Origin of the sequence: Micromonospora humida (assembly GCF_016901255.1) — a bacterium.
Classification (GTDB): domain Bacteria; phylum Actinomycetota; class Actinomycetes; order Mycobacteriales; family Micromonosporaceae; genus Micromonospora; species Micromonospora wenchangensis.
The window spans coordinates 357,998-380,229 of sequence record NZ_JAFEUC010000004.1 but is presented as its reverse complement, the minus strand read 5'-3'; the positions used below and the strand labels follow the sequence as shown (position 1 = coordinate 380,229).

Below are 22,232 nucleotides of genomic sequence, written 5' to 3'. Positions count from 1 at the left end.
GCCAACCCGACCCGCCACCGCCGGGGCGGGGGCGGTCAGGCGACCAGGCCGGCGCGGAAGCCGGCGGCCACCGCGTGCGCCCGGTCCCGCGCGCCGAGCTTGCGGAACAGCCGCCGGGCGTGCGTCTTGACCGTGTCCTCCGAGACGAACAACTCCCGGCCGATCTCCGCGTTGCTCTTGCCCTCGGCCATGCCGAGCAGCACCTGGAGTTCGCGTTCGGTCAGCCCGACCGAGGTCCGGCCGGCGCGGGCGCCGGAGGTCGGACGCGGCAACCCGGTGGCCGGGGCCGGCTCGGCCGGCGTGCCCTCCGACTCCCCCTCGACCTCGTCGTCGCCGCGTTGCACGGGCACCACCGACGGCGCGCCGGGCGTACCGTCGGCCGGCGGCGGCGACCAGCCCGGCACGGGCGGGCGACCGGGTCGCGGGGGCGCGCCGACTGCGGCGGTGTCCCGGGCGGGGTCGGCGACCCGGTGCCGGGCGGACCGGCCGGGCGCCGCGAGCAGCAGCAACGCCTTCGCCACCGCGCTGGTGAGGTCGTGGTCGGCACCCTGGATCAGGCCCCGGGCCCCGGCGCTGATGGTGGCCGCCGCCGCCTCCGACTCCTCGGTGCCGAGCAGCAGCACCGCGGCCTGCGGGGCGCGGGCGAGCACCCGGCGCACGAAGCCGGCGCTGTCCGGTCGGGTGAGCGCCGTGTCCGCCAGCACCACGTCGACCGGGCGCTCGGCGAGCCGCAGCATCACCTCGGGATCGGAGACGGCTGTCCGGACGACCGCGGCCAGGCCGAGTCGCGCCGCCGCGTTGGTCAACTGCTGCGCGGCGATCGGTGTCCGAACGCATACGAGAACGGTACGCACGGTGGTCTCCTCTCCGGACACGAGCAGACCATGACGGGGTCCACCGGGGAGGAGGTTCCGGGCAATCCTCTGAACTTTTCCGACATTTGGGTCATATGACGCAGGAGGCTTCGGGTTTTCGATCTCAACACGTGTGAGTCGGCGAGGGTTCGGGTACCGAGGCTCCACGCCGGAAACGGGGTACGCCAGCGCGGACCACAGCCCGGACGCCGGTTCAACGAGGATCTCCGCGGTGCCGCGCGGGAGGAGGGGTGCTGATGTCGAACGTACGTAGACTGCCCGGACCCATCGTCGATCTGTGGGACTGGCAGCGTCTCGGCGCCTGTCGGGGTCGGGACAGCGCGCAGTTCTTCCACCCGGACGGCGAGCGCGGTTCGTCCCGGCTGCGCCGGGAGTCCGGCGCCAAGTCCGTCTGTCAGGCCTGCCCCGTGCGGGCCGAGTGCGCGGCGCACGCCCTGTCCGTGCGGGAGCCGTACGGCGTCTGGGGCGGCCTCAGCGAGTCCGAGCGGCTGCGGCTGCTCGCCCTCGGCTGGGAGGACCTGGCCGACCGCCGGCAGACCCGGGTGGACATCGCCCGCATGGAGGCCCGGCTCGGCGCTTCGCACAAGACCGCCGTACCGGCCCAGCGCAAGATCGCTTGACCGACCCGCCACACCTCGACGAGGCCGCGCTCCGGAAATCGGAGTGCGGCCTCGTCGTTTCCCGGCCCGTGGTCCGACGCCGGGCCGGCAGGTACGAAAAGCGGGGCGGGCCCGGCTGTGCCGGACCCGCCCCTTCATTCCACCCGATCCTGCTCCGAGCCGTCGTGCGGCTCACCCGGTACGGCTTTCGCCGCCGGTCGCGGGAGTCAGGAACAGCGGGGTCGTACCTGCGTCACGCCGTCAGCGCTGCAGGGTCAGCAGACCCGGCCGGTAGGGCAGGAGGCCGTAGTCACCACCCGAGTTCGTGGCGCGGCCCTGGTAGAGCAGTTGCAGGTTGCACGGGTCGATCGTGTTGGTCTGGTCCGCGCTGGTGCGCAGCAGCTCGCCGTGGCTGATGTCGTTGGTCCAGGTGGCACCGCTGTTGGCCTTGCCCGCGAACGGGTTGTTGTAGGTCGTCGCGTTCGGCGTCCAGGTGCCGCCCAGGCTGGTCGCCGTGAACGAGCGGAAGTAGCGCTCCCAGCCGCTGGTCCGGGCCTCGATGATCATCAGGTACTGGTTGCGGCCCGCGACCTTGTAGACCTGCGGCGCCTCGAAGATGTTCTCCGAGGTGTCGCTCATGATGGTCGTGTAGCTGGAGCCGAAGCTGCCCGGAAAGTTCCCGATCGGCATGATCTGGCGGTAGATCTTGCCGTTGTCACCGGCGAAGAACAGGTACATGTTCTGGTCGTCGCCGATGATCGTCTGGTCGATCACGCCGGTGCCGGAGTCGGTGATCTTCGCGGTCGACAGGGTCTGCGCGGCCGACCAGCCGTTGGCGTTGGCCGGGTTGGTCGACGTGCGGTACGAGAACGACGTCGGGCCCCACTGGTGGGCGAGGATCCAGATGTTCTTCGGCGCGAAGTAGAACAGCGACGGCGCGACGGTGCTCTGGCTCATGGTGTTCTGGGGCGCCGTGCCGAGCTGGTTGAGGTTGTCGACCAGGCCGAAGTTCATCGAACCCCAGCCGCCGGTGGCGCTGCTGCTGTGGGTGGTGGCGTACACCAACTGCTTGCCCTGGTAGGGGGCGATGGTGAAGTCCTTGAGTGACGCCCAGCCGGCCTTCGGCTGCGCCAGCGGACCGGTCGACGACCAGCGGTAGGACGTCGGCAGGGAGCAGTTGCCCGTCGGCGGCGGGGTGGTCGGCGGGGGCGTGGTCGGCGGCGGGGTCGTGGGGGGCGGGGTGGTGGGGGGCGCGGTCGTCGGCGGCGTGGTGGGCGGGTTGGTCGGCGTCGTGCCACCGTTGCAGGCCACCCCGTTGAGCGCGAAGCTCGTCGGGACGGGGTTGCTGGACGTCCAGGCCCCGTTGAAGCCGAACGACACCGAGCCGTTGGTGGGGATCGCGCCGTTGTAGCTGACGTTCTTGGCGGTCACCGCCGAGCCGCTCTGCGTCACGGTCGCGTTCCACGCCTGGGTCACCGACTGCCCGGAGGCAAAGGACCAGGTCAGCGTCCAACTGCTCAGCGCGTCGCCCAGGTTGGTGATGGCGACGTTGGCCCCGAAGCCACCGCCCCACTCCGAGGAGACGGTGTAGTTCACCGAGCATCCCGCCGCCGCCGCGCCTGCGGGCAGCGCGGTGACTACCGACGCCGACGCCAGCAACGCGACACCGGCCGAGATCAGGCCGACATTGGCCGATCTGGATCTGGACATAAAACACCCTCCTGACGGGATGGCGACCTGCACATTGGTGGTGGCCGTTGTTAGGTTAACGTTAACAGTCGCGTCAGGTATGTTACGGGAGCGCTCCCACAGCCTCAACCCTCGATATCACTGTGGAATTTTCGGCTATCCGCACATTGATCAATCTTGATGACTTAACGCTGATGAGGAATCAGCGCACGGTAACTGTGACGCTGTGCCACCCGGTCGCTCCGTCCGGGGCGACCGGCGCGGTCAACGGGGTCTGCGTCTCGCCGTCCCGGTCGGTCGCCCGCACCTGGAGGGTGTGCTCACCCGGGGTCGCCGCCCACCGCCACGACCACTGCACCCAGGTGTCCACCGACACCGTCGGGGCGAGGGTCGCCTCCTGCCACGTGCCGCCGTCGACGCGTACCTCGACCCGGCTGATCCCCCGGTGCTGCGCCCAGGCCACCCCGGCCACCGTCACCTCGCCCGTGGTGAGCCGGTTACGCGCGCGGGGGGTGTCGATCCGCGACTGCGTCTTCACCGGCCCCTGCGCCGACCAGCCACGCGGCACCCAGTACGCGTCGAAGTCGGCGAAACTGGTCAGCTCCAGCTCGGTCACCCACTTGCAGGCCGACACGTACCCGTAGAGGCCCGGCACCACCATCCGCACCGGGAAGCCGTGCTCGACGGGCAGCGGCTCGCCGTTCATCCCCACCGCCAGCAGGGCGTCCCGCCCGTCGCGCAGCGCCGCCGTCGGGGTGCCGCAGGTCCAACCGTCGACCGAGCGGCCGACCACCTGGTCGGCCCCCTCCTCCGGTTCCGCCTCGTCGAGCAGTTCCCGGATCGGTACGCCCAGCCACCGGGCGTTGCCGATCAGATCCCCACCCACCTCGTTGGAGACGCAGGCGAGGGTGACGTACCGCTCCACCATCGGGCGGGCGAGCAACTCGGCGAAGGTCAACTCGATCGGGTTGCGCACCCGACCGTGGATGCGCAGCCGCCAGGTCTCCGGATCCACCTGCGGCACCACCAGCGCCGTGTCGATCCGGTAGAAGCCGCCGTTCGGCGTGGTGTAGGGGGCGAGCTGCGCCAGGGACAGGTCTGCCCCCGCGGGCACCGTCGGCGCCACCGCCGACGGGGTGGGCAACGCGACCGCCTCCCGGGCCGCCGACACCCCCCGCCGCCCGGCGAGCCAGTGCCCGCCCAGCCCCGCCACGGTCGCCACGCCCGCGAGCAGACCCGCACCACGCAGGAACCGCCGCCGGGACTCCGGGTCGGTCGACTCCAACGGCTCCCTGCCGACGGGCGACCCGCCGGCCGGACCCGCAGGGGTACCCGGCCCGTCGGCCCCCCGGCGTTCGCCCGCCGTCGACCCGGCAGCCGGCACACCGTCGCCCCGGTCCACCGCTGGACCGGCCACCGGCGGCCCACCGGCCGGAAGCGACCCGACGGCCGGCGACGTCCCGGGCACCGGGGGCGGCCCGGGGTGGGCGGCCGGCAGCGGGGTGGGCGGCTGCCAGGGCCACGGGTCGAGCTGCCAGGGACCGGCCACGAAGGCCCAGAGCACCAGCCCGCCCAACCCCCCGCCGACCAGGGCGGGGAGCGCATCGGCGGCATCCGCGCCGGCCCGGGTGAGCGCGGCGGCGACACCGAGACCGGTGAACGCCGCGATGCCCACCAGCCCGACCGCGAGCCGACGCGCGGCGAGCACACCGATCCCGGCGGCGAACGCCGCCAGCAGCACCGCCGTGCCGACCAGCAGGGCGATCTTGTCGTACCTGCCGAAGACGTCGATGGCGAACTGCTTGAGCGGCTCGGGGACCGTGTCGACCACGACCCCGCCGACCGCGATCAGCGGGGCGGAGCGGGGACCGGTGAGGACGGCGACCGGCTCGGCGACACCGATGGCCACCACGGCGGCGGTGACCCCGGCCAGCGCGGCGAAGCCACGGGGGGTGGTGCTCATCCGGCCAGTGTCGTCGATCGACCGGGCCGGCCGCCAACCACGTCACCGTTCCGTAAGCAGCGGTCACCGTACGCGTCAGGGCGCACCGCCGAAGTACGACGGTGCGCCCTGAGCTGGCGTGCTACCGGGTCAGAAACCCGGGCCGTGCTGGTGGCCGTGACCGTGGCCGTGGCCGTGCCCACCGGCGGCGGCCGGCTCCGGCTGCTCCGGCTTCTCGACCACCAGGCTCTCGGTGGTCAGCAGGAGGCCGGCGATCGACGCGGCGTTGGTGACCGCGTTGCGGGTCACCTTCACCGGGTCGATGATGCCGGACTTGACCAGGTCGACGTACTCGCCCCGGGCGGCGTCGAGGCCCTGGCCCCAGTCCTGGCCGGCGACCTTCTCCACCACCACGTAGCCGTCGTGGCCGGCGTTCTGGGCGATCCAGCGCAGCGGCTCGACCAGCGCCTTGCGCACGATCGAGACACCGACCTTCTCGTCGCCGGTCAGGCCGAGGTCGTCGTCGAGCACCGAGCGGATCTGGGCCAGCGCGGCACCGCCGCCGGGAACCGTCCCCTCCTCGACCGCGGCCTTGGTGGCGGCGATCGCGTCCTCGATGCGGTGCTTGCGCTCCTTCATCTCGACCTCGGTCGCCGCGCCCGCCTTGATGACCGCGATGCCACCGGAGAGCTTCGCCAGCCGCTCGGCCAGCTTCTCCCGGTCCCAGTCGGAGTCGGACGCCTCGATCTCCTTGCGGATCTGGGCGACCCGGTCGGCGACCTCGGCGGACTTGCCGCCGCCGTCGACGACCGTGGTGTTCTCCTTGTCGACCACGACGCGCCGGGCGGTGCCGAGCGCCTCCAGGCCGACCTGGTCGAGCCGGTAGCCCAGCTCCGGGGCGACCAGCTCGGCGCCGGTCAGGATCGCCATGTCCTGGAGCATCGCCTTGCGGCGGTCACCGAAGCCGGGGGCCTTGACCGCGCAGACCTTGACGGTCTTGCGGATCGCGTTGACCACCAGGGTGGACAGCGCCTGGCCCTCGACGTCCTCGGCGACGATCAGCAGCGGCTTGTTGTTCTGGAGAACCTTCTCCAGCAGCGGCAGCAGCTCTTCGATCGCCGAGATCTTCTGCGTGGTGATGAGGATGTACGGGTCCTCCAGCACCGACTCCTGCGACTCCGAGTCGGTGACGAAGTTCGGCGAGATGAAGCCCTTGTCGAACTGGAGACCCTCGGTCACCTCCAGCTCGGTGCTGAGGGTGGAGCCCTCCTCGACGGTGATGACACCGTCACGGCCGACCCGCTCCATCGCCTCGGCGATCAGCTCACCGATGGTGGCGTCCTGCGCCGAGATCGTCGCGACGTGCGCGATCGCCTTCTTGTCGGCCACCTCGACGGCCCGGCCGAGCAGCGACTCGGAGACCTTGGTGGCCGCCGCGTCGACGCCCCGCTTGAGGCCGGTCGGGTTGGCCCCGGCGGCCACGTTGCGCAGGCCCTCGCGGACCATGGCCTGGGCCAGCACGGTCGCGGTGGTGGTCCCGTCGCCGGCGACGTCGTTGGTCTTCGTCGCCACCTCCTTGACCAACTGCGCGCCGAGGTTCTCGTACGGGTTGGTGAGCTCGATCTCCTTGGCGATGGTCACACCATCGTTGGTGATCGTGGGCGCACCGAATTTCTTGTCCAGGACGACGTTGCGCCCGCGCGGGCCGAGGGTGACCTTGACCGCGTCCGCGAGGGCGTTGACACCGTGCTCCAGCAGGTGCCGGGCGTCGTCCGAGAAGCTCAGGATCTTCGCCATGAATGTCCCTTCGAAGCGACGTCGCCCCGGCCCGGCGAGCCGGACCGGGGCGACGACACGGGAATCGGTTGGTTACTTCTCGATGACCGCGAGAACGTCGCGGGCGGAGAGCACCAGGTACTCCTCGCCGGCGTACTTGATCTCGGTGCCGCCGTACTTCGAGTAGAGGACGGTGTCGCCGACGTTGACGTCGAGCGGCACGCGGTTGCCCTTGTCGTCGATCCGGCCGGGGCCGACGGCGAGGACGGTGCCCTCCTGCGGCTTCTCCTTGGCGGTGTCGGGGATCACGATGCCCGACGCCGTGGTGGTCTCAGCCTCGTTCGCCTGGACCACGATCCGGTCCTCGAGCGGCTTGATCGCAACCTTGGTCGCGGTAGTCACGGGCATACCCTCCTGGGGTACTTGGTTTCGTTGCCGGCCGAGAGTCCGACCAGCGTCAATCTGCCACATGCCACCGGGCGGGGCCGTCGTCGCGGGTGCCGGTCCGCCTGGCGTTCAGCACCCGGGCCGGACGGCCCGAACGCTGGCACCCTCGGGGTGAGAGTGCTAATCGCAGGTTATTCCTCGGCTAGCACTCCGTCAAGGAGAGTGCCAATCTGCCGCCCTTCGTGTCGCCGCCCGCCATGATCAACTCAAGGGTGACGATGTTGCGGTGACGACACCGCTCGGACACCGCAACATCGGCCCGCCTGAGTCGATCTCCCGGCCGAGCCGGACAATGGGCGGGTGGATCTCGACCAGTTCGCCGCGCTGCGTACCGCCGAGGGGTCGGCCGCGCTCGCCGCGGCGACCGGGGTGGCCGGCGGCGACCCGCTGGTCGCGGCCGCGGCGCTGCGCTCGCGCGGGGTGCCGGCCGGGCTGGCCGCCGCCGCCCTGACCCAGGCCGAGCTGCGCCGCCGCGCGGTCGGCAAGTTCGGCCCGGAGGCGGCCGGGATGTTCCTCACCCGACCCGGCCTGGAGCAGGCCACCCGCCGGGTGGTCGCCGACCGGCGGGCCGCCCGGCTCGCCGCCGCCGGGGTGCGCACCCTCGCTGACCTGGGTTGCGGCCTCGGTGCCGACGCGCTCGCCGCCGCCCGCGCCGGCATCCGGGTGTACGGGGTGGAGGCCGACCCGGTCACCGCCGCGCTGGCCGCCGCGAACGCCGAGGCCGTCGGGCTGGCCGACCGGTTCACCGTGGAGTGCGGCGACGCGACGGCGTTCGACGTGACCCGGGTCGACGCGGTCTTCTGCGATCCGGCCCGACGGCGGGCCGGCACCGGACGGCGGATCTTCGACCCGGACGCCTACTCGCCGCCGTGGGACTTCGTCACCGGGCTGGCCGCGCGGGTGCCGCACACGGTGGTGAAGGTGGCCCCCGGCATCGACCACGCCCGGATCCCGGCCGACGCCGAGGCGGAGTGGGTCAGCGTCGACGGCGACCTGGTCGAGGCGGCCCTGTGGGGCGGCCCGCTCGCCGGGGTGCCCCGCCGGGCGACCGTGCTGCGGGCGGGGCCCGCCGACCGGCAGCGGCCGGCGGGCGGCCAGGCGACCCCCGGGGACCGGCCCACCGGTCCCGGTGCCGGGGCGACCGACGGCCACCAGCCGGCCGTCCCCGGTGACCTGCCGGAGCGGAGCCACCAACTGACCGGCACGGGTGACGTCGAGGCGGGAGTCGGGCCGGTACGGCGCTACCTGTACGACCCGGACCCGGCGGTGGTCCGGGCGCACCTGGTCGCCGAACTGGCCGACACCCTCGACGCGACGCTCGCCGACCCGAGCATCGCCTACCTCTACGCGGACGTCCCACGCCCGACCCCGTTCGGCAGGTGCCTGGAGATCGTCGACGTGCTGCCGTTCTCGCTGAAGCGGCTGCGCGCACTGCTGCGGGAGCGCCGGGTCGGCCGGGTGGAGATCCTCAAGCGGGGCTCGGCGTTGTCGCCCGAGCAGCTACGCCGGGACCTGCGACTGGCCGGGGAGAATCCGGCCAGCCTGGTGCTGACCCGGGTGGCCGGGGCGCCGACGGTGCTGGTCGGCCGACCGGTCGCGGACGGGGGCCCGCCGGGCTAGCGTGTCCGGCATGGCGGGACAGGCCACCGCGGCGACGGCGCTGCTGACCAAGCGGAAGATCGCCCACCGCACCCACCCGTACGACGTCGCGCCGGACGCGCCGAACTACGGCGCGCTGGTCGCGGCGGCGCTCGGCGTGCCACCGGAGCGGGTGTTCAAGACGCTCGTCGCCGAGGTCGACGGGGCACTGGCGGTGGCGGTCGTCCCGGTCACCGGCGAGCTGAGCCTCAAGGCGCTGGCCGCGGCGCTGGGCGGCAAGCGGGCCGCGCTGGCCGACCGGGCCGCCGCCGAGCGGAGCACCGGTTACGTGCGGGGCGGGATCAGCCCGCTGGGCCAGCGGCGACGGTTACCGACGGTGGTCGACGTCTCCGCCCTGGACCACGACACCGTCTACGTGTCGGCCGGCCGGCGGGGGTTGCAGCTCCAGCTCGCCCCGGCGGACCTGGTGGCCCTCACCGACGCCCGCACCGTGCGGATCGCCGCCGGCTGAGACGACCCCGGGTGACCGGTTGCAGACCGGACACGCAGCGTGATTGCGGGGCGGGTGTCCCGGGGGTGACAACCGCGTTGCTGAATTGTTACCGCCGCCAACAAACTTCTGACCTCGGCAGTCTTGCGCCCGACTCGCGGCCGGGAATACGTTGCCGGACACAACAAAACACCGACCACTCCTCCCCCACCCTCGAAAGGACCCGTGCAGATGCGCAAGGGCTTCCTCACCTTCGCCGCCGTGGGCCTGCTGGCCACCGGCAGCATGGCCGCCTGCGGCGACGACTCCAGCAGCAACGAGGCCGGCGGCGACACCGCCAAGAAGCCGAAGATCGGCGTGATCCTGCCGGACAGCAAGTCCTCCGCCCGCTGGGAGACCGCCGACCGCAGGTTCCTCAAGGCCGCCTTCGACGCCGCCGGTGTCGAGTCGGACATCCAGAACGCGCAGAACGACAAGAACGCCTTCCAGACCATCGCCGACCAGATGATCACCAGCGGGGTCACCACCCTGATGATCGTCAACCTGGACTCCGGCACCGGCAAGGCCGTGCTGGACAAGGCGAAGTCGCAGGGTGTCGCCACGATCGACTACGACCGGCTCACCCTGGGCGGGTCCGCGCAGTACTACGTCAGCTTCGACAACGAGGCCGTCGGCAAGCTCCAGGGCGAGGGCCTGGTCAAGTGCCTGACCGAGAAGGGCGTCAAGAACCCGACGGTCGCCTACCTCAACGGCTCGCCGACCGACAACAACGCCACCCTGTTCAAGAACGGCTACGACTCGGTGCTCAAGCCGAAGTTCGAGTCGAAGGAATACACCAAGGGCCCAGACCAGTCGGTGCCGGACTGGGACCCGGCGCAGGCCGCCACGATCTTCGAGCAGATGCTCACCCAGACCGGCGGCAAGATCGACGGTGTGCTCTCCGCCAACGACGGTCTCGGCAACGCGGCCGTCTCGGTGCTGAAGAAGAACAAGCTCAACGGCAAGGTCCCGGTGACCGGCCAGGACGCCGACGTGACCGGCCTGCAGAACATCCTCGCCGGTGACCAGTGCATGACCGTCTACAAGGCCGTCAAGAAGGAGGCCGACGCGGCCGCCGAGCTGGCCATCGCCGTGGCCAAGGGCGAGCGCAAGGAGACCGGGCAGACGGTCAAGGACCCGGAGAGCGGCCGGGACGTCCCGTCCGTGCTGCTGGAGCCGAAGGCGATCGACAAGGCGACCGTCAAGGACGTCGTGGCCGACGGCTACGTCGACAAGGCGAAGCTCTGCACCGGCGCGTACGCCGCGCTCTGCACCGCCAACGGCATCAGCTGACCGTACGACGAGCGTCGTACCCCGCCGACGCGACGCCGCCCGGCACGGAACCTCGTGCCGGGCGGCGCTCGCCGCCGGACGGGCTCCGAGATCTTCCCTCCGTCCGAAGGAGACCCCCGTGTCCGCGACCCCCCTGCTGGAACTGCGCGGGATCGACAAGAGCTTCGGTCCCGTCCAGGTCCTGCGCGACGTCGCCCTCGCCGCCCACGCCGGAGAGGTGACCGCACTGGTCGGCGACAACGGCGCCGGCAAGTCCACCCTGGTCAAGTGCATCAGCGGCATCTACCCGGCCGACGCCGGCGAGTTCCTCTTCGACGGCCGACCGGTGACCATCACCAGCCCCCGGGACGCCGCCAACCTGGGCATCGAGGTCGTCTACCAGGACCTCGCGCTCTGCGACAACCTCGACATCGTGCAGAACATGTTCCTCGGCCGGGAGAAGCACAGCGGGCTGGTGCTCGACGAGCCGATCATGGAGCAGATGGCGGCGGAGACCCTCGCCGGGCTCTCCGTACGGACGGTGAAGTCGCTGCGCCAGCACGTCTCCAGCCTCTCCGGCGGGCAGCGGCAGACCGTCGCCATCGCCAAGGCGGTGCTCTGGAACAGCAAGCTGGTCATCCTCGACGAGCCGACCGCCGCGCTGGGCGTGGCACAGACCGCCCAGGTCCTCGAACTGGTCCGCCGGCTGGCCGACAAGGGCCTGGCCGTGGTGCTGATCTCGCACAACATGAACGACGTCTTCGCGGTCTCCGACCGGATCGCCGCGCTCTACCTCGGCCAGATGGTCGCCCAGGTGAAGACCACCGACATCACCCACTCGCAGGTCGTCGAGTTGATCACCGCCGGCCGTTCCGGCAACCTCGGTCTCACCGGCGAACCGGTCACCGCCGGCAACGGCACCGGCGCGGGGCCCGCCGACACCACTCCAGGAGGCGTTCGATGACCACCACCGCCGTGCGCAAGGAAGGCCCGGCGGCGGTCACGCCGCCGCCGACCGTCGGCAGCCACCTGCGCGGCTACTGGAGCCGGGTCCGCGGCGGCGACATCGGCGCGCTGCCCGCCGTACTCGGGCTGATCGTGCTCTGCACCGTCTTCTCGATCATGCGGCCGTCGTTCCTCACCGCCGGCAACTTCGCCAACCTGTTCACCCAGGGCGCGGCGGTCACCCTGATCGCCATGGGGCTGGTCTTCGTCCTGCTGCTCGGCGAGATCGACCTCTCCGCCGGCTTCGCCAGCGGGGTGTGCGCGGCCATCCTGGCCAACGTCGCCACCAAGGCCGGCTACCCCTGGTACGTGGCCGTGCTCGCGGCGATCATCACCGGCGTGGTCATCGGCACCGTGCTCGGCTTCCTGGTCGCCAAGATCGGTATTCCGTCGTTCGTGGTCACCCTGGCCGGCTTCCTCGCCTTCCAGGGCATCGTGCTGATGCTGATCAGCGGTGGCGCCAACATCTCGGTCAACGACGAGGTGCTGGTGGCGATCGCCAACCGCAACCTGCCCCCGGCCGTCGGCTGGGGGCTGGCCGCCGTCGCCATCGGCGGGTACGCCGCCGTGCAACTGCTGCGGCATCGCAAGCGGCTGTCCCGGGGGCTGACCACCGACCCGATGGCGGTGGTGCTCGCCCGCATCGGCGGTCTGACCCTGATCCTCGGAATCGCGGTCTACATCCTCAACCAGGAGCGCAGCCGCAACGTCCTGATCAACTCGCTCAAGGGCGTGCCGATCGTGGTGCCGGTCATCGCGGTGCTGCTGATCGTCTGGACCTTCGTGCTCCAGCGCACCAGCTACGGCCGGCACGTCTACGCCGTCGGCGGCAACAAGGAGGCCGCCCGTCGGGCCGGCATCAACGTCGACCGGATCCGGATCTCGGTCTTCGTGATCTGCTCGTCCATGGCGGCGGTCGGCGGCATCGTCGCGGCCAGCCGGGCCAACTCGGTCGACCCGAACACCGGCGGCAGCAACGTGCTGCTCTACGCCGTCGGCGCGGCGGTGATCGGCGGCACCAGCCTCTTCGGCGGCAAGGGCCGGGTCCTCGACGCGGTGCTCGGTGGCGCGGTGGTCGCCGTCATCGACAACGGCATGGGCCTGATGGGCTACAGCGCCGGGGTGAAGTACGTCGTCACCGGTGTGGTGCTGCTCCTCGCGGCCAGCGTGGACGCGCTGTCGCGCCGTCGCGCCGCCGCCTCCGGAACGCGCTGATCCGCGTACTCCAGCGGCGGAACGTGGGGTGCCAGCGACGATGCGGGTAGGACCGAGCCAGGACGAGATCCGACGGCAGAACCTCGGGGCGCTGCTCCGGCACGTCCACGTGCACGGCGCCACCTCCCGCGCGGAACTCACCACCGCCCTCGGGCTCAACCGCAGCACCATCGGCGCACTCACCGCCGACCTCGCCGGGGCCGGACTGGTCAGCGAGGGCACACCGAAGGAGACGGGCCGGGCCGGACGACCATCACTGGTCGTCCGGCCCGAGTCCGACCGGGTCTACGCGTACGCGTACTCGATCGAGGTGGACCGGCTGCGGGCCGCGCGGGTCGGGCTCGGCGGCGAGGTGCTCGACCGCCGGGACCTGGACCGGCCGCGTGACCTGGACGCCGGGGAGACCGTCCCGATGCTGGCCGGCGCCCTCAAGCAGATGCGGGAGCGGGTACCCCCGGAGTCGATCTGCGTCGGTGCCGGCGTCGCCGTCTGCGGCATGGTCCGCAGGGCCGACGGGCTGGTCCGGCTCGGCCCCACCACCGGCTGGGTGGACGAGCCGATCGGGGCCGCCCTCGCCGTCGAACTCGGCGTCGAGCTGCCGGTCACGGTGGGCAACGTGGCCGACGTCGCCGCGTTCGCCGAGCACGCCCGGGGCGTCGCCGCCGGCTGCGACAACGTCATCTACCTGTACGGGGACGTCGGCGTCGGTGCCGGCATCATCGCCGGTGGCCGCCGGCTGACCGGCCACGGCGGCTACGGCGGCGAGGTCGGACACATGGTGGTGGTGCGCGACGGTACCCCCTGCGAGTGCGGCTCCCGGGGCTGCTGGGAGACCCAGATCGGCGAGTACGGGCTGCTGCGGGCCGCCGGCCGCTCCGAGGCCCGGGGCCGCGACGCGCTGCTGGCCGTGTTCGACGCCGCCGACCGGGGTGACGCCCGCGCCCAGACCGCCGTCCGGCACGCCGGGGACTGGCTCGGCTTCGGGGTGGCGAACCTGGTCAACATCTTCAACCCGGAGATGGTCATCTTCGGCGGCACGATGCGGGATCTCTACCTGGCCGCCGCCGCCCAGGTCCGCAGCCGGCTCAACGAGACCGGGCTGCCCGCCTGCCTGGAACACGTCCGGCTGCGGACCCCGAAACTCGGCGACGACGCGGCCCTGGTCGGTGCGGCCGAGCTGGCCTTCGAACGGCTCCTCGCCGACCCGCTCGACGCCGCCTGAACGGAACCTCCCGACTCGTGCCCCGCCGGGTGAACTGATCGGCCCGACAGTCCGTACCAGTGGACGGACGGGCAGCCGGCGGGTCGCTGCCCGGCAGGACAGGTCGGCCCGGATCGAGGAGGCACCGCAGCATGGCACCGCTGGATTCCGTACGTCGTCGGCGAGGGAACCGGACCCACCGGGTGGCGGTGCTGGTCGTCACCTTCCTGGCCGGGCTGGTCGTGCTACCCGGCATGGCGGTCGCCGCACCCGGCAACCAGATGAACGCCGCCGACATGACGCTGCTCAACGGCGTCCGGTTGGCCGGGCTCTGGGAGATGCCGGCCGGCACGATGGCCGCCGAGAAGGGCCAGTCCGCGCGGGTGCGGGAGGTCGGCGCGGAGATCGCCCGGCAGCACGGCGTCCTCGACGAGCTGGTGGTGCAGGCCGCCAACAAGCTGGGCGCGACGCTGCCGAGCGATCCCACCACCGAGCAGAAGGGGTGGCTGACCGAGATGCAGAACGCCTCCGGTGCTCAGTTCGACCAGATCTTCGTGACCCGGCTCCGGGTGGCCCACGGCAAGATCTTCCCGGTGATCGGCGCGGTCCGGGCCAGCACCCGGGACAACACCGTCCGCAAGCTCGCCGACGAGGCCAACAAGTTCGTCAACGACCACATGGCCATGCTGGAGAGCACCGGACTGGTCCGCTGGCAGCAGATGCCGCCGGCCGCGATCCCGGCCGCGCAGAACGACTCGCTGGTCGCCGCCGCCCAGGCCGGTGCCGCCGGCCCGTCGGTCGCGATCAGCACCACGGTCGTCTGGGCGGTCTTCCTGCTCGCGCTCGGCGCGGGCGGCTACGCCACCTGGCGGATCACGCGCCGCAGTTGACCAGGCGCACCTGACCCGACGGCCCGCAGGCGGCACCACCGCCGGCGGGCCGTCGGGCTTTCCGCACCCTCCGCCGGGGACGGACCGGTCAGCGGTCGACCTGGGTGAAGTCCCAGGTGTGCGGGGGACGGGCGACCAGGGTGGCCGGCGGCTCGGGCAGCGACCGGGGGCTGCTGCGCCATTTCGAGATGACCACCACCCGGTGGTCGGTGGAGGAGAAGACCTCGCTGGACAGGTGCAGCGGATCGTGCTCGAACTCCGGCAGCGCCGTCTCGCACACCCAGGTGATCAGGTCGGCGAAGCCGTACGACTCGGCCCGCGCCTCCCACATCCGTACGATCACGTCGGTCCCTCCCCTCACACGCTGACCGTGGTCAGTGGCAACGCCGAGTCGGCGGGCAGGTCCAGCCGGCTCGGACGTACCCCGGCGGCCACCAGATGCGACCCGAGCGCGGCGACCATCGCGCCGTTGTCGGTGCACAACCCCGGCCGGGGCGTTCGGACCCGGATGCCGTACCGCTGCGCCCGCTGCTCGGCCATCGCCCGCAGCCGCGAGTTCGCCGCCACGCCCCCGCCGATGACCAGGGTGTCGATCCCGTGTTCCCGGCAGGCGGCCAACGCCTTGCCGGTGAGCACGTCGCAGACCGCCTCCTGGAAGGCGGCCGCCACGTCGGCCACCGGCACCGACTCACCGGCCCGCCGCCGCGCCTCCACCCAGCGGGCCACCGCCGTCTTCAATCCGGAGAAGGAAAAGTCGTAGCGGTGGGCGACGAGATCCTTCGCGGCGGTCAGGCCACGCGGGAAGGCGATCGACGCCGGGTCACCGGAGCGCGCCTCCCGGTCGATGTACGGGCCACCCGGGAACGGCAGGCCGAGCAGCCGGGCCACCTTGTCGAACGCCTCACCTGCCGCGTCGTCGATGGTCGCGCCCAGCGGGGTCACCCCCCGGGCCAGGTCGTCGACGCGCAGCAGGGAGGAGTGTCCACCGGAGACCAGCATGGCGATCGCCGGCGCGGGTAGCGCACCGTGCTCCAGGGTGTCCACCGCGACGTGGGCGGCCAGGTGGTTCACCCCGTACACCGGCTTCTCGGCGGCCAGCGCGTAACCCTTCGCGGCGGCCACCCCGACCAGCAGGGCCCCGGCCAGGCCGGGACCGGAGGTGACCGCGATCGCGTCGATGTCGGCGAGGGTCACCCCCGCATCGCGCAGCGCCCGGTCCATGGTCGGCACGATGGCCTCCAGGTGGGCCCGGCTGGCCACCTCGGGCACCACCCCGCCGAACCGGGCGTGTTCGTCCACGCTGGAGGCCAGCGCGTCGGCGAGCAGGGTGTGCCCGCGCACGATGCCCACCCCGGTCTCGTCGCAGGAGGTCTCGATCCCGAGGATCAGCGGTTCGTCAGCCATGGTCCGTCCCGTCCGCGCCCGGTTCCGCGTCGCGCCGCATGACCAGCGCGTCGGTGTTGCTCGGTTGGTAGTAGCCCCGCCGTACGCCGATCGGCTCGAACCCGTACCCCGCGTAGAGCCGCTGGGCGGGGGCGTTGTCGACGGCCACCTCCAGCAGGACGCTGCCGACCCCGCGCCGGGCGGTCTCCGCGAGCAGGTCCTCCAACAGCGCCCGGCCGATCCCGCGCCGTTGGGCGTCCCGGCGGACCGCGATGTTCTGCACCCACGACTCGCCGTCCGGGTCGACGGCCAGGCCGGCGTAGCCCAGCAGCGACCCGTCGTCGTCCAGGGCGACCCGGTAGTGGCGGCCGCTGGCCAGCTCGTTCCAGAACATCGCCGGCGACCACTGTTCGGGGCCGAACAGGTCCGCCTCGATCGGCATTACCTCGGCGATGTGCCACCAGCGGAACCGGTCGATGCGTACCGTCACGGGAGCACCGACTTGCGGCTGGTCGCCGCGACCGCGTCCGGGCGGCGCAGGTACAGCGGGGTGAGCGTCTCGCCGGGGGCACCCGCCCGGATCCGTTCGGCGGCCAGGGCGACCAGCGCGGCGGCCTCGGGGTAGCGGGGTTCGGCGCGCAGCGGCAGGCCGAGCACGTCGGCGTAGCGGTGGGCGCCGTCCCCGACCGCCTCGGTGACGGCCAGTTCCCGGGCGCGGGCGGCGGCGACCGCCGGGGCGTCCACCTCCGGACCGACGATCCGCCGGCCGGTGCCGTCGTAGACCGCCCAGTAGACCTCCTTGCGCCGGGCGTCGGCGGCGACCAGCACCCGCTGCTCCCCCACGGCCGTGCCGCCGGTAGTGCCGGCCGGGGCCGGGCCGCGATGGCCGATGCCGTCGAGCGAGCAGACGCCGTACGTGGGGATGCCGAGCACCTGGCCCATGGTGGCGGCGGTGACCAGCCCGACCCGGAGCCCGGTGAAGGGGCCGGGACCGAGCCCGGCGACGATCGCACCGAGGTCGGCCGGCCTGGCGTCGACGTCGGCGAGCACCGCCTCGACCTGCGGGGCGAGCAGTTCACCGTGGGCGCGGGCGTCGACCGTGCACCGGTGCGCCCGCAGCGCGACGCCGTCCGCCGTGACCTCGGCCAGCGCCGCGGTGACCGCGGGGGTCGAGGAGTCCACCACCAGTACGAGCACGGTAAGCCAGCCTAGCCGTCCACCCGCGCCGCCCGGCCACACCCCGCCCGCGCTCCCATTCCCCGCCCCGACTCCGTCCTCACCCCTGCCACCGCCCCTGGGCTCCGGCCGTCGGTGCTGCCTCGGCTTCTGGTCTTCGACAGAAGATCCTTGGCTCCTGGCCCCGTCGACGGACCACCGGATGGGGAGCCGGCCAGGCGGGGAGTGATATCCGACGTAGAGCGGTATGCCTGTGGGTCATAAATATGACCCACAGGCATACCGCTCACTGCCGGCATATCATCATCCAGGGATGCCTGAGAGTAGTCGGCTCGCCACGGAAATCGCCGCCCTGCTTCGTCGGGAACGCAGCGTCCAGCGGCTCACCCAGCAGCAACTGGCGGAACGGGCAGGGACGAGTCAGAGCGCGGTGGCCCGCGTCGAGCGCGGTGGGCGGGTGCCGAGCCTCGATCTGGTAGAGCGACTCTTCGCCGCCCTCGGCCGGCAACTCGCCGTCACAGCCCAGCCGCTCGACAGCCACCTCGACGCCGAGATGGACGCCCTTGCCGCGCGGTCGCTCGCCGACCGGATCGACGAGCTGGGGCTGGATCGGCTGCTCGATCGGCTGGGCGAGTTGCCCCACCTGCTGACCGGCAGCACCGCCGCGCTGCTCCAAGGCGCGCCGGTGCCGGTCGACGCGGTCGAGATCGCCGTCCGGTGGCGCGACTCCGCCCGGTTCACCGCCTGGCTGGAAGCCGCCTACGGACAGCGCTGGAACGCCAGGTGGCGGGAGTTCGGCGGACTGTACCTGGAGCCGGAGGAGCCGGGCGAGCACTACTGGATGACCCGGTACGGCGGGATCCGCGCCCAACTGTGCGACGAGTTCCCGGAGGCGATCGAGGTGCGACACGGGGACCGCAGCTACCGGGTGGTCCCGCTGGTCATGGTGGAGCTGACCGACCCGCAGGCCGCCGCCCTGCTGCACCGACACCGCCAACGCTCGGCCGCCGACCGCACCTGAGTCGACCCACCCCTCGGCCACCCGCCTCCCTGGGCAGCGGGCCGAGGGAGGTGGGCCAGGGAGGTGGCCGGTGGCCGAGGAGGTGGGACGGGCGGCCGACAGCCGCGAGGGGCGGGCCGGGTGGGCGGGCGGGTCAGCCGGCCGAGCGCTCCCAGTCGATCGTGGGCAGGCCCGCGTCGGCGAGGGCCTTGTTGGTGGCGCTGAACGGGCGGCTGCCGAGGAAGCCACGCGGGTTCATCGGGCTCGGGTGACCGGCCTCCAGCACCACGTGCCGGGGGTTGGTGACCAGGGCCGCCTTCTTGCGGGCGTACCCGCCCCAGAGCAGGAACACCACCGGCTCGTCCCGGGCGTCCAGGGCGCGGATGGTCGCGTCGGTGAACTCCTCCCAGCCCTTGTTGCCGTGCGAACCGGGGCTGGCCTGCCGGACGGTGAGCACCGCGTTGAGCAGCAGCACACCCTGCGCCGCCCACCCGTCGAGGTTGCCGCTGCGCGGCTTGGGCACCCCGAGGTCCTCGCTCAACTCCTTGAAGACGTTGCGCAGCGACGGCGGCACGGACACCCCCTCACGCACGCTGAAGCTCAGCCCGTGCGCCTGCCCCGCCTTGTGGTACGGGTCCTGGCCGAGGATCAGCACCCGGCACTGCTCCGGGCCGCACAGCCGGTAGGCGGAGAAGAGGTCCTCCTGCGGCGGGAAGACGGTCTGGGTGGCGTACTCGCGGGCCACGAATTCGGCAAGCGCCGCCGTCCGGGCCGGGTCCAGGTGCGGGGTGAGCACGGCACGCCACTCCTGCGGCAGCAGTGCGAGCAGGTCGAGGGTGGGGGTGTCGTCGGGCATCGGCAACCTTTCACAACGAAGTCCCCGGCACTCTAGGCAGCGGGTACGACACCCCACGCCCCAGGGCCGGATCAACGCAGCGCGGTCAGGCGGTCCGCCCAGTCCCCGCCCACCGGCTCCAACTCGACCACCCGGGTGTCGTCGTCGCGCCGGTCGATGCGTACCCGCAGGTGGGTGTCGGAAAGCTGCTCGACCAGCCCCTCACCCCACTCGACCACGGTCACCGAGTCGTCCACCGAGGCGTCCAGGTCCAGGTCGTCGATCTCGGCGCGCGGGTCGGTCGCGTCACCCAACCGGTACGCGTCGGCGTGCACCAGGGCCACCGTGCCGCCGCGCGCCGGGTCGGGTCGGTGCACCCGGGCGATCACGAAGGTCGGCGAGGTGACGTCGCCGCGTACCCCCAGCCCGGTGCCGAGCCCCTGGGTGAGGGCGGTCTTGCCGGCCCCCAGCGGGCCGGTGAGCAGCAGCAGGTCACCGGCGCGCAGCACCCCGGCGAGCCGGCGGCCGAAGGCGTGCGTGTCCTCGACCGTGGGCAGCGTGACGCGCACGCTCACAACGCCTCCAGGAAGCGTTCCAGCGCGGCGTTGACCTCGTCGGCGTGTTCCAGCATCACCACGTGCCCACTGTCATGGATCTTGAGGTATTCGGCGTGCGGCAACCGGCGGACGATCTCGTCCGAGTGGATTACCGGCGTGATCATGTCCTTGTCGCCCACCACCACCAGCACCGGTGTGCCGCTCAGCGCGGCCAGCGCCGGGAACCGTGAGTGGGTGGCCAGGGTGCGCAGGTAGCGGGTCACCGTGTCGGCCGACGTCCGGGAGTTCATCCGTTCCACGTACGACACCAGGGCCGGGCTGGGTTTCGGGGTGCCGAAGCCGTAACGGCGGGTCAGCAGCCAGGCCACGTTGGACGTCGACCTGCGGGCCCGGTCGATCACGATCCCGCCGTACCGGGTGGCGTTGTTCATCATGAACAGCACCGGCGAGCCGACCCGGCCGAGCAGGGCCGGGGCGACCAGCTTCGTCTCGGCGAGCAACCCGCCCGACGTGGCCATCAGCACCGTGCCGACCACCCGGTCACCGAACAACTCCGGGTACGCCTCGGCGAACGCCATGATGGTCATCCCGCCCATCGAGTGCCCGACCAGCACCAACGGCCCCTCCGGGGCGGTCGCGTCGATCACCTTGCGCAGGGTGTGCCCGAGCGCGGCGAGGTCGTACTCGCCGGTCTCCAACCGGCCCGACCGGCCGTGCCCCGGCTGGTCGTACGCGACGATCCGGTGGTCGCCCCGCTCGGCCAGCAGCTTGCGCTGGAAGTGGAACGTCCCCATGTCCAGGCAGAAACCGTGCACCAGCACCACGGTCGGGTGCCCCGGCACCGGCCGGGTCGGCTCGACCACCTCGACGTGGATGTCGGTGCCGTCCGGCAACTCCAGCCGGTACGCCTCGTCGTAGCGCTGCGCGCCGAAGTCCTCCCCGGCGTACGGGTCGGCCGGGTCGGCCTTGAGCCGGCGGACCAGGGCCCGTTCGGTGGCCACCCCGGCGGCCAGCCCGGCGGCGGCCACCCCCACCGCGGCCCCGACCACGCCGGCGACCCTGCCGGCGGCGGTCCTCGGCCGGGGCACCCGGAACCGGCTGACGGCGCTCACGACCGCTCACCGTCGTAGACCCGGGGCACCCGGACCCCGCCGAACCGGGTGACGATCTCGTAGTTGATCGTGCCGACCGCCTCGGCCCAGTCGTCGGCGGTGGGCATGCCGTCGTCGCCGCTGCCGAAGAGGGTGGCCACGTCACCGGCGGCCACCTCGTCGTCGCCGCAGTCGAGCACGAACTGGTCCATGCAGACCCGGCCGGAGATGGTGCGTCGTTTCCCGCCGAGCTGCACCGGGCCGACGTTGGAGGCGTGCCGGGGCACCCCGTCGGCGTAGCCGAGCGGCACCACCGCCAGGTTCGCCTCCGCCCCGGTGGCGTAGGTGTGGCCGTACGACACACCGGTGCCGGCGGGGACCCGCTTGGTGAGCATCACCCGGGCCCGCGCGGTCATCGCCCGACGCAGCCCGAACTGCTGACCGGCGATCGGCGACAGCCCGTACACGGCGATCCCGGGTCGGACCAGGTCGAAGTGGGTGTCGGGGCGGGTCAGGGTGGCCGCGGAGTTGGCCAGGTGCCGGTAGCGCGGGCGCAGGCCGGCCCGCTCGACCATGGCCAGCCCCTCGTGGAAGACCGCCAGCTGCCGGTCGGTGGTGGGGTGGCCGGGCGAGTCCGCGTACACGAAGTGGCTCCACACGCCGACCACCTCGACCAGGCCGTCGGCCTGGGCCTTCGCGGCGGCGTCCAGCAGGGTCGGCCAGTCGGCGACGGTGGCCCCGCCCCGGGCCAGGCCGGTGTCGATCTTCAGGTGCAGCCGGGCCGGCCGGTCGGCCGCCCGGCCCGCCTCGACCATCTCGGCGAGCTGGGACAGGCTCGCGGCGGCCAGGTCCACCCCGGCCGCCACCCCCTCGTGCAGGGGCAGCCCCGGGTCGAGCAGCCAGGCCAGCACCGGCGCGGTGATCCCGGCCCGGCGCAGCGTCAACGCCTCGTCGAGGGTGCACACCCCCAGCCAGTCCGCCCCCGCGTCGAGCGCGGCCCGCGCCGACGGGACCATGCCGTGGCCGTACCCGTCGCCCTTCACCACCGCCATCAGCTCGGCGCTGGTGCCCGACCGGAGCCGGGCCACGTTCTGACGGATCGCGTCCAGATCGACACGTACCTCGGCCTGCCACATACGCCCAGCCTACTG

22 protein-coding genes are annotated in these 22,232 nt (G+C 72.5%); 9 read left to right on the top strand and 13 right to left on the bottom strand.

From position 1 onward, the window contains the following. Nucleotides 1-35: 35 nt before the first annotated feature. Nucleotides 36-854 carry a helix-turn-helix transcriptional regulator gene (locus tag JQX11_RS11410; protein ID WP_204924919.1) on the bottom strand — a complete coding sequence of 273 codons (819 nt, stop codon included), beginning with the start codon at nucleotides 852-854 and terminating at the stop codon, nucleotides 36-38. Between the two features lie 257 nt (nucleotides 855-1,111). On the opposite strand from JQX11_RS11410, the gene JQX11_RS11405 reads away from it, so the two are divergent. Then, nucleotides 1,112-1,495, top strand: coding sequence for a WhiB family transcriptional regulator (locus tag JQX11_RS11405; protein ID WP_088645816.1), 384 nt, complete (start codon nucleotides 1,112-1,114; stop codon nucleotides 1,493-1,495). A 240-nt stretch (nucleotides 1,496-1,735) separates the two neighbouring features. On the opposite strand, the gene JQX11_RS11400 is transcribed toward JQX11_RS11405, so the two are convergent. From JQX11_RS11400 to groES, 4 genes are all read right to left on the bottom strand, one after another. Continuing rightward, nucleotides 1,736-3,184 carry a non-reducing end alpha-L-arabinofuranosidase family hydrolase gene (locus JQX11_RS11400; RefSeq protein ID WP_204924918.1) on the bottom strand — a complete coding sequence of 483 codons (1,449 nt, stop codon included), beginning with the start codon at nucleotides 3,182-3,184 and terminating at the stop codon, nucleotides 1,736-1,738. Between the two features lie 181 nt (nucleotides 3,185-3,365). Then, entirely contained in the window at nucleotides 3,366-5,126 is a 1,761-nt protein-coding gene (locus JQX11_RS33570; protein WP_204924917.1) for a molybdopterin-dependent oxidoreductase, read from the bottom strand. Between the two features lie 129 nt (nucleotides 5,127-5,255). Beyond that, complete coding sequence (gene groL, locus JQX11_RS11390; RefSeq protein ID WP_204924916.1) at nucleotides 5,256-6,902, bottom strand: chaperonin GroEL; 1,647 nt, start codon at nucleotides 6,900-6,902, stop codon at nucleotides 5,256-5,258. Nucleotides 6,903-6,974: 72 nt separating this feature from the next. Further along, on the bottom strand, nucleotides 6,975-7,283 hold the full coding sequence (gene groES, locus JQX11_RS11385; protein ID WP_504739411.1) for a co-chaperone GroES: 309 nt from the start codon (nucleotides 7,281-7,283) through the stop codon (nucleotides 6,975-6,977). 345 nt (nucleotides 7,284-7,628) lie between these two features. Here groES and JQX11_RS11380 point away from each other — a divergent pair, with 345 nt between their 5' ends. The 7 genes from JQX11_RS11380 (at nucleotide 7,629) to JQX11_RS11350 (ending at nucleotide 15,039) form a co-directional block, all read left to right on the top strand. Beyond that, a complete protein-coding gene (locus JQX11_RS11380) occupies nucleotides 7,629-8,948 on the top strand; it encodes a THUMP-like domain-containing protein (protein ID WP_204924914.1) in 1,320 nt (439 codons plus the stop codon). A 10-nt stretch (nucleotides 8,949-8,958) separates the two neighbouring features. Next, nucleotides 8,959-9,438, top strand: a complete 480-nt coding sequence (ybaK, locus tag JQX11_RS11375; RefSeq protein ID WP_204924913.1) for a Cys-tRNA(Pro) deacylase — start codon at nucleotides 8,959-8,961, stop codon at nucleotides 9,436-9,438. 210 nt (nucleotides 9,439-9,648) lie between these two features. After that, nucleotides 9,649-10,749, top strand: coding sequence for a sugar ABC transporter substrate-binding protein (locus JQX11_RS11370; protein WP_204924912.1), 1,101 nt, complete (start codon nucleotides 9,649-9,651; stop codon nucleotides 10,747-10,749). 118 nt (nucleotides 10,750-10,867) lie between these two features. Next, a complete protein-coding gene (locus JQX11_RS11365) occupies nucleotides 10,868-11,692 on the top strand; it encodes an ATP-binding cassette domain-containing protein (RefSeq protein WP_204924911.1) in 825 nt (274 codons plus the stop codon). Next, a complete protein-coding gene (locus JQX11_RS11360; RefSeq protein ID WP_204924910.1) occupies nucleotides 11,689-12,948 on the top strand; it encodes a sugar ABC transporter permease in 1,260 nt (419 codons plus the stop codon). The genes JQX11_RS11365 and JQX11_RS11360 overlap by 4 nt, the downstream gene beginning before the upstream one ends. Nucleotides 12,949-12,988: 40 nt before the next feature. Further along, on the top strand, nucleotides 12,989-14,170 hold the full coding sequence (locus JQX11_RS11355) for an ROK family protein (RefSeq protein WP_204924909.1): 1,182 nt from the start codon (nucleotides 12,989-12,991) through the stop codon (nucleotides 14,168-14,170). A 131-nt stretch (nucleotides 14,171-14,301) separates the two neighbouring features. After that, nucleotides 14,302-15,039, top strand: coding sequence for a DUF4142 domain-containing protein (locus JQX11_RS11350; RefSeq protein ID WP_204924908.1), 738 nt, complete (start codon nucleotides 14,302-14,304; stop codon nucleotides 15,037-15,039). An 88-nt stretch (nucleotides 15,040-15,127) separates the two neighbouring features. On the opposite strand, the gene JQX11_RS11345 is transcribed toward JQX11_RS11350, so the two are convergent. Genes JQX11_RS11345 through tsaB form a run of 4 tightly spaced genes read right to left on the bottom strand, consistent with a single transcriptional unit; the run spans nucleotide 15,128 to nucleotide 17,619 of the window. After that, nucleotides 15,128-15,382 (bottom strand): hypothetical protein, encoded by a 255-nt coding sequence (locus tag JQX11_RS11345; RefSeq protein ID WP_204924907.1) that lies wholly within the window; start codon nucleotides 15,380-15,382, stop codon nucleotides 15,128-15,130. Between the two features lie 14 nt (nucleotides 15,383-15,396). Further along, complete coding sequence (gene tsaD / locus JQX11_RS11340; protein ID WP_204924906.1) at nucleotides 15,397-16,443, bottom strand: tRNA (adenosine(37)-N6)-threonylcarbamoyltransferase complex transferase subunit TsaD; 1,047 nt, start codon at nucleotides 16,441-16,443, stop codon at nucleotides 15,397-15,399. Next, entirely contained in the window at nucleotides 16,436-16,864 is a 429-nt protein-coding gene (rimI, locus tag JQX11_RS11335) for a ribosomal protein S18-alanine N-acetyltransferase (protein ID WP_204925026.1), read from the bottom strand. Before rimI ends, tsaD begins: the two co-directional genes overlap by 8 nt. Before the next feature lie 44 nt (nucleotides 16,865-16,908). After that, nucleotides 16,909-17,619 carry a tRNA (adenosine(37)-N6)-threonylcarbamoyltransferase complex dimerization subunit type 1 TsaB gene (gene tsaB / locus JQX11_RS11330; RefSeq protein ID WP_204924905.1) on the bottom strand — a complete coding sequence of 237 codons (711 nt, stop codon included), beginning with the start codon at nucleotides 17,617-17,619 and terminating at the stop codon, nucleotides 16,909-16,911. 292 nt (nucleotides 17,620-17,911) lie between these two features. Between tsaB and JQX11_RS11325 the strand changes: the two genes are divergently transcribed. Continuing rightward, nucleotides 17,912-18,619, top strand: coding sequence for a helix-turn-helix domain-containing protein (locus JQX11_RS11325; protein WP_204924904.1), 708 nt, complete (start codon nucleotides 17,912-17,914; stop codon nucleotides 18,617-18,619). Between the two features lie 133 nt (nucleotides 18,620-18,752). On the opposite strand, the gene ung is transcribed toward JQX11_RS11325, so the two are convergent. The 4 genes from ung to alr all read right to left on the bottom strand — a co-directional run bounded on the left by ung (nucleotide 18,753) and on the right by alr (nucleotide 22,217). Continuing rightward, on the bottom strand, nucleotides 18,753-19,454 hold the full coding sequence (gene ung, locus JQX11_RS11320; RefSeq protein ID WP_204924903.1) for a uracil-DNA glycosylase: 702 nt from the start codon (nucleotides 19,452-19,454) through the stop codon (nucleotides 18,753-18,755). Between the two features lie 71 nt (nucleotides 19,455-19,525). Beyond that, entirely contained in the window at nucleotides 19,526-20,008 is a 483-nt protein-coding gene (tsaE, locus tag JQX11_RS11315; protein WP_204924902.1) for a tRNA (adenosine(37)-N6)-threonylcarbamoyltransferase complex ATPase subunit type 1 TsaE, read from the bottom strand. Next, complete coding sequence (locus tag JQX11_RS11310; RefSeq protein WP_204924901.1) at nucleotides 20,005-21,102, bottom strand: alpha/beta fold hydrolase; 1,098 nt, start codon at nucleotides 21,100-21,102, stop codon at nucleotides 20,005-20,007. Before JQX11_RS11310 ends, tsaE begins: the two co-directional genes overlap by 4 nt. Then, nucleotides 21,099-22,217, bottom strand: a complete 1,119-nt coding sequence (gene alr / locus JQX11_RS11305) for an alanine racemase (RefSeq protein WP_204924900.1) — start codon at nucleotides 22,215-22,217, stop codon at nucleotides 21,099-21,101. Before alr ends, JQX11_RS11310 begins: the two co-directional genes overlap by 4 nt. Nucleotides 22,218-22,232: the final 15 nt, after the last annotated feature.

Excerpts from the sequence above, each read along its gene's own strand:
- JQX11_RS11405 (WP_088645816.1), top strand. The coding sequence starts at position 1,112 with ATGTCGAACGTACGTAGACTGCCCGGACCCATCGTCGATCTGTGGGAC.
- JQX11_RS11400 (WP_204924918.1), bottom strand. The coding sequence starts at position 3,184 with ATGTCCAGATCCAGATCGGCCAATGTCGGCCTGATCTCGGCCGGTGTC.
- JQX11_RS33570 (WP_204924917.1), bottom strand. The coding sequence starts at position 5,126 with ATGAGCACCACCCCCCGTGGCTTCGCCGCGCTGGCCGGGGTCACCGCC.
- groL (WP_204924916.1), bottom strand. The coding sequence starts at position 6,902 with ATGGCGAAGATCCTGAGCTTCTCGGACGACGCCCGGCACCTGCTGGAG.
- ybaK (WP_204924913.1), top strand. The coding sequence starts at position 8,959 with ATGGCGGGACAGGCCACCGCGGCGACGGCGCTGCTGACCAAGCGGAAG.
- JQX11_RS11370 (WP_204924912.1), top strand. The coding sequence starts at position 9,649 with ATGCGCAAGGGCTTCCTCACCTTCGCCGCCGTGGGCCTGCTGGCCACC.
- JQX11_RS11360 (WP_204924910.1), top strand. The coding sequence starts at position 11,689 with ATGACCACCACCGCCGTGCGCAAGGAAGGCCCGGCGGCGGTCACGCCG.
- JQX11_RS11355 (WP_204924909.1), top strand. The coding sequence starts at position 12,989 with ATGCGGGTAGGACCGAGCCAGGACGAGATCCGACGGCAGAACCTCGGG.
- JQX11_RS11350 (WP_204924908.1), top strand. The coding sequence starts at position 14,302 with ATGGCACCGCTGGATTCCGTACGTCGTCGGCGAGGGAACCGGACCCAC.
- tsaD (WP_204924906.1), bottom strand. The coding sequence starts at position 16,443 with ATGGCTGACGAACCGCTGATCCTCGGGATCGAGACCTCCTGCGACGAG.
- rimI (WP_204925026.1), bottom strand. The coding sequence starts at position 16,864 with ATGCCGATCGAGGCGGACCTGTTCGGCCCCGAACAGTGGTCGCCGGCG.
- JQX11_RS11325 (WP_204924904.1), top strand. The coding sequence starts at position 17,912 with ATGCCTGAGAGTAGTCGGCTCGCCACGGAAATCGCCGCCCTGCTTCGT.
- ung (WP_204924903.1), bottom strand. The coding sequence starts at position 19,454 with ATGCCCGACGACACCCCCACCCTCGACCTGCTCGCACTGCTGCCGCAG.
- alr (WP_204924900.1), bottom strand. The coding sequence starts at position 22,217 with ATGTGGCAGGCCGAGGTACGTGTCGATCTGGACGCGATCCGTCAGAAC.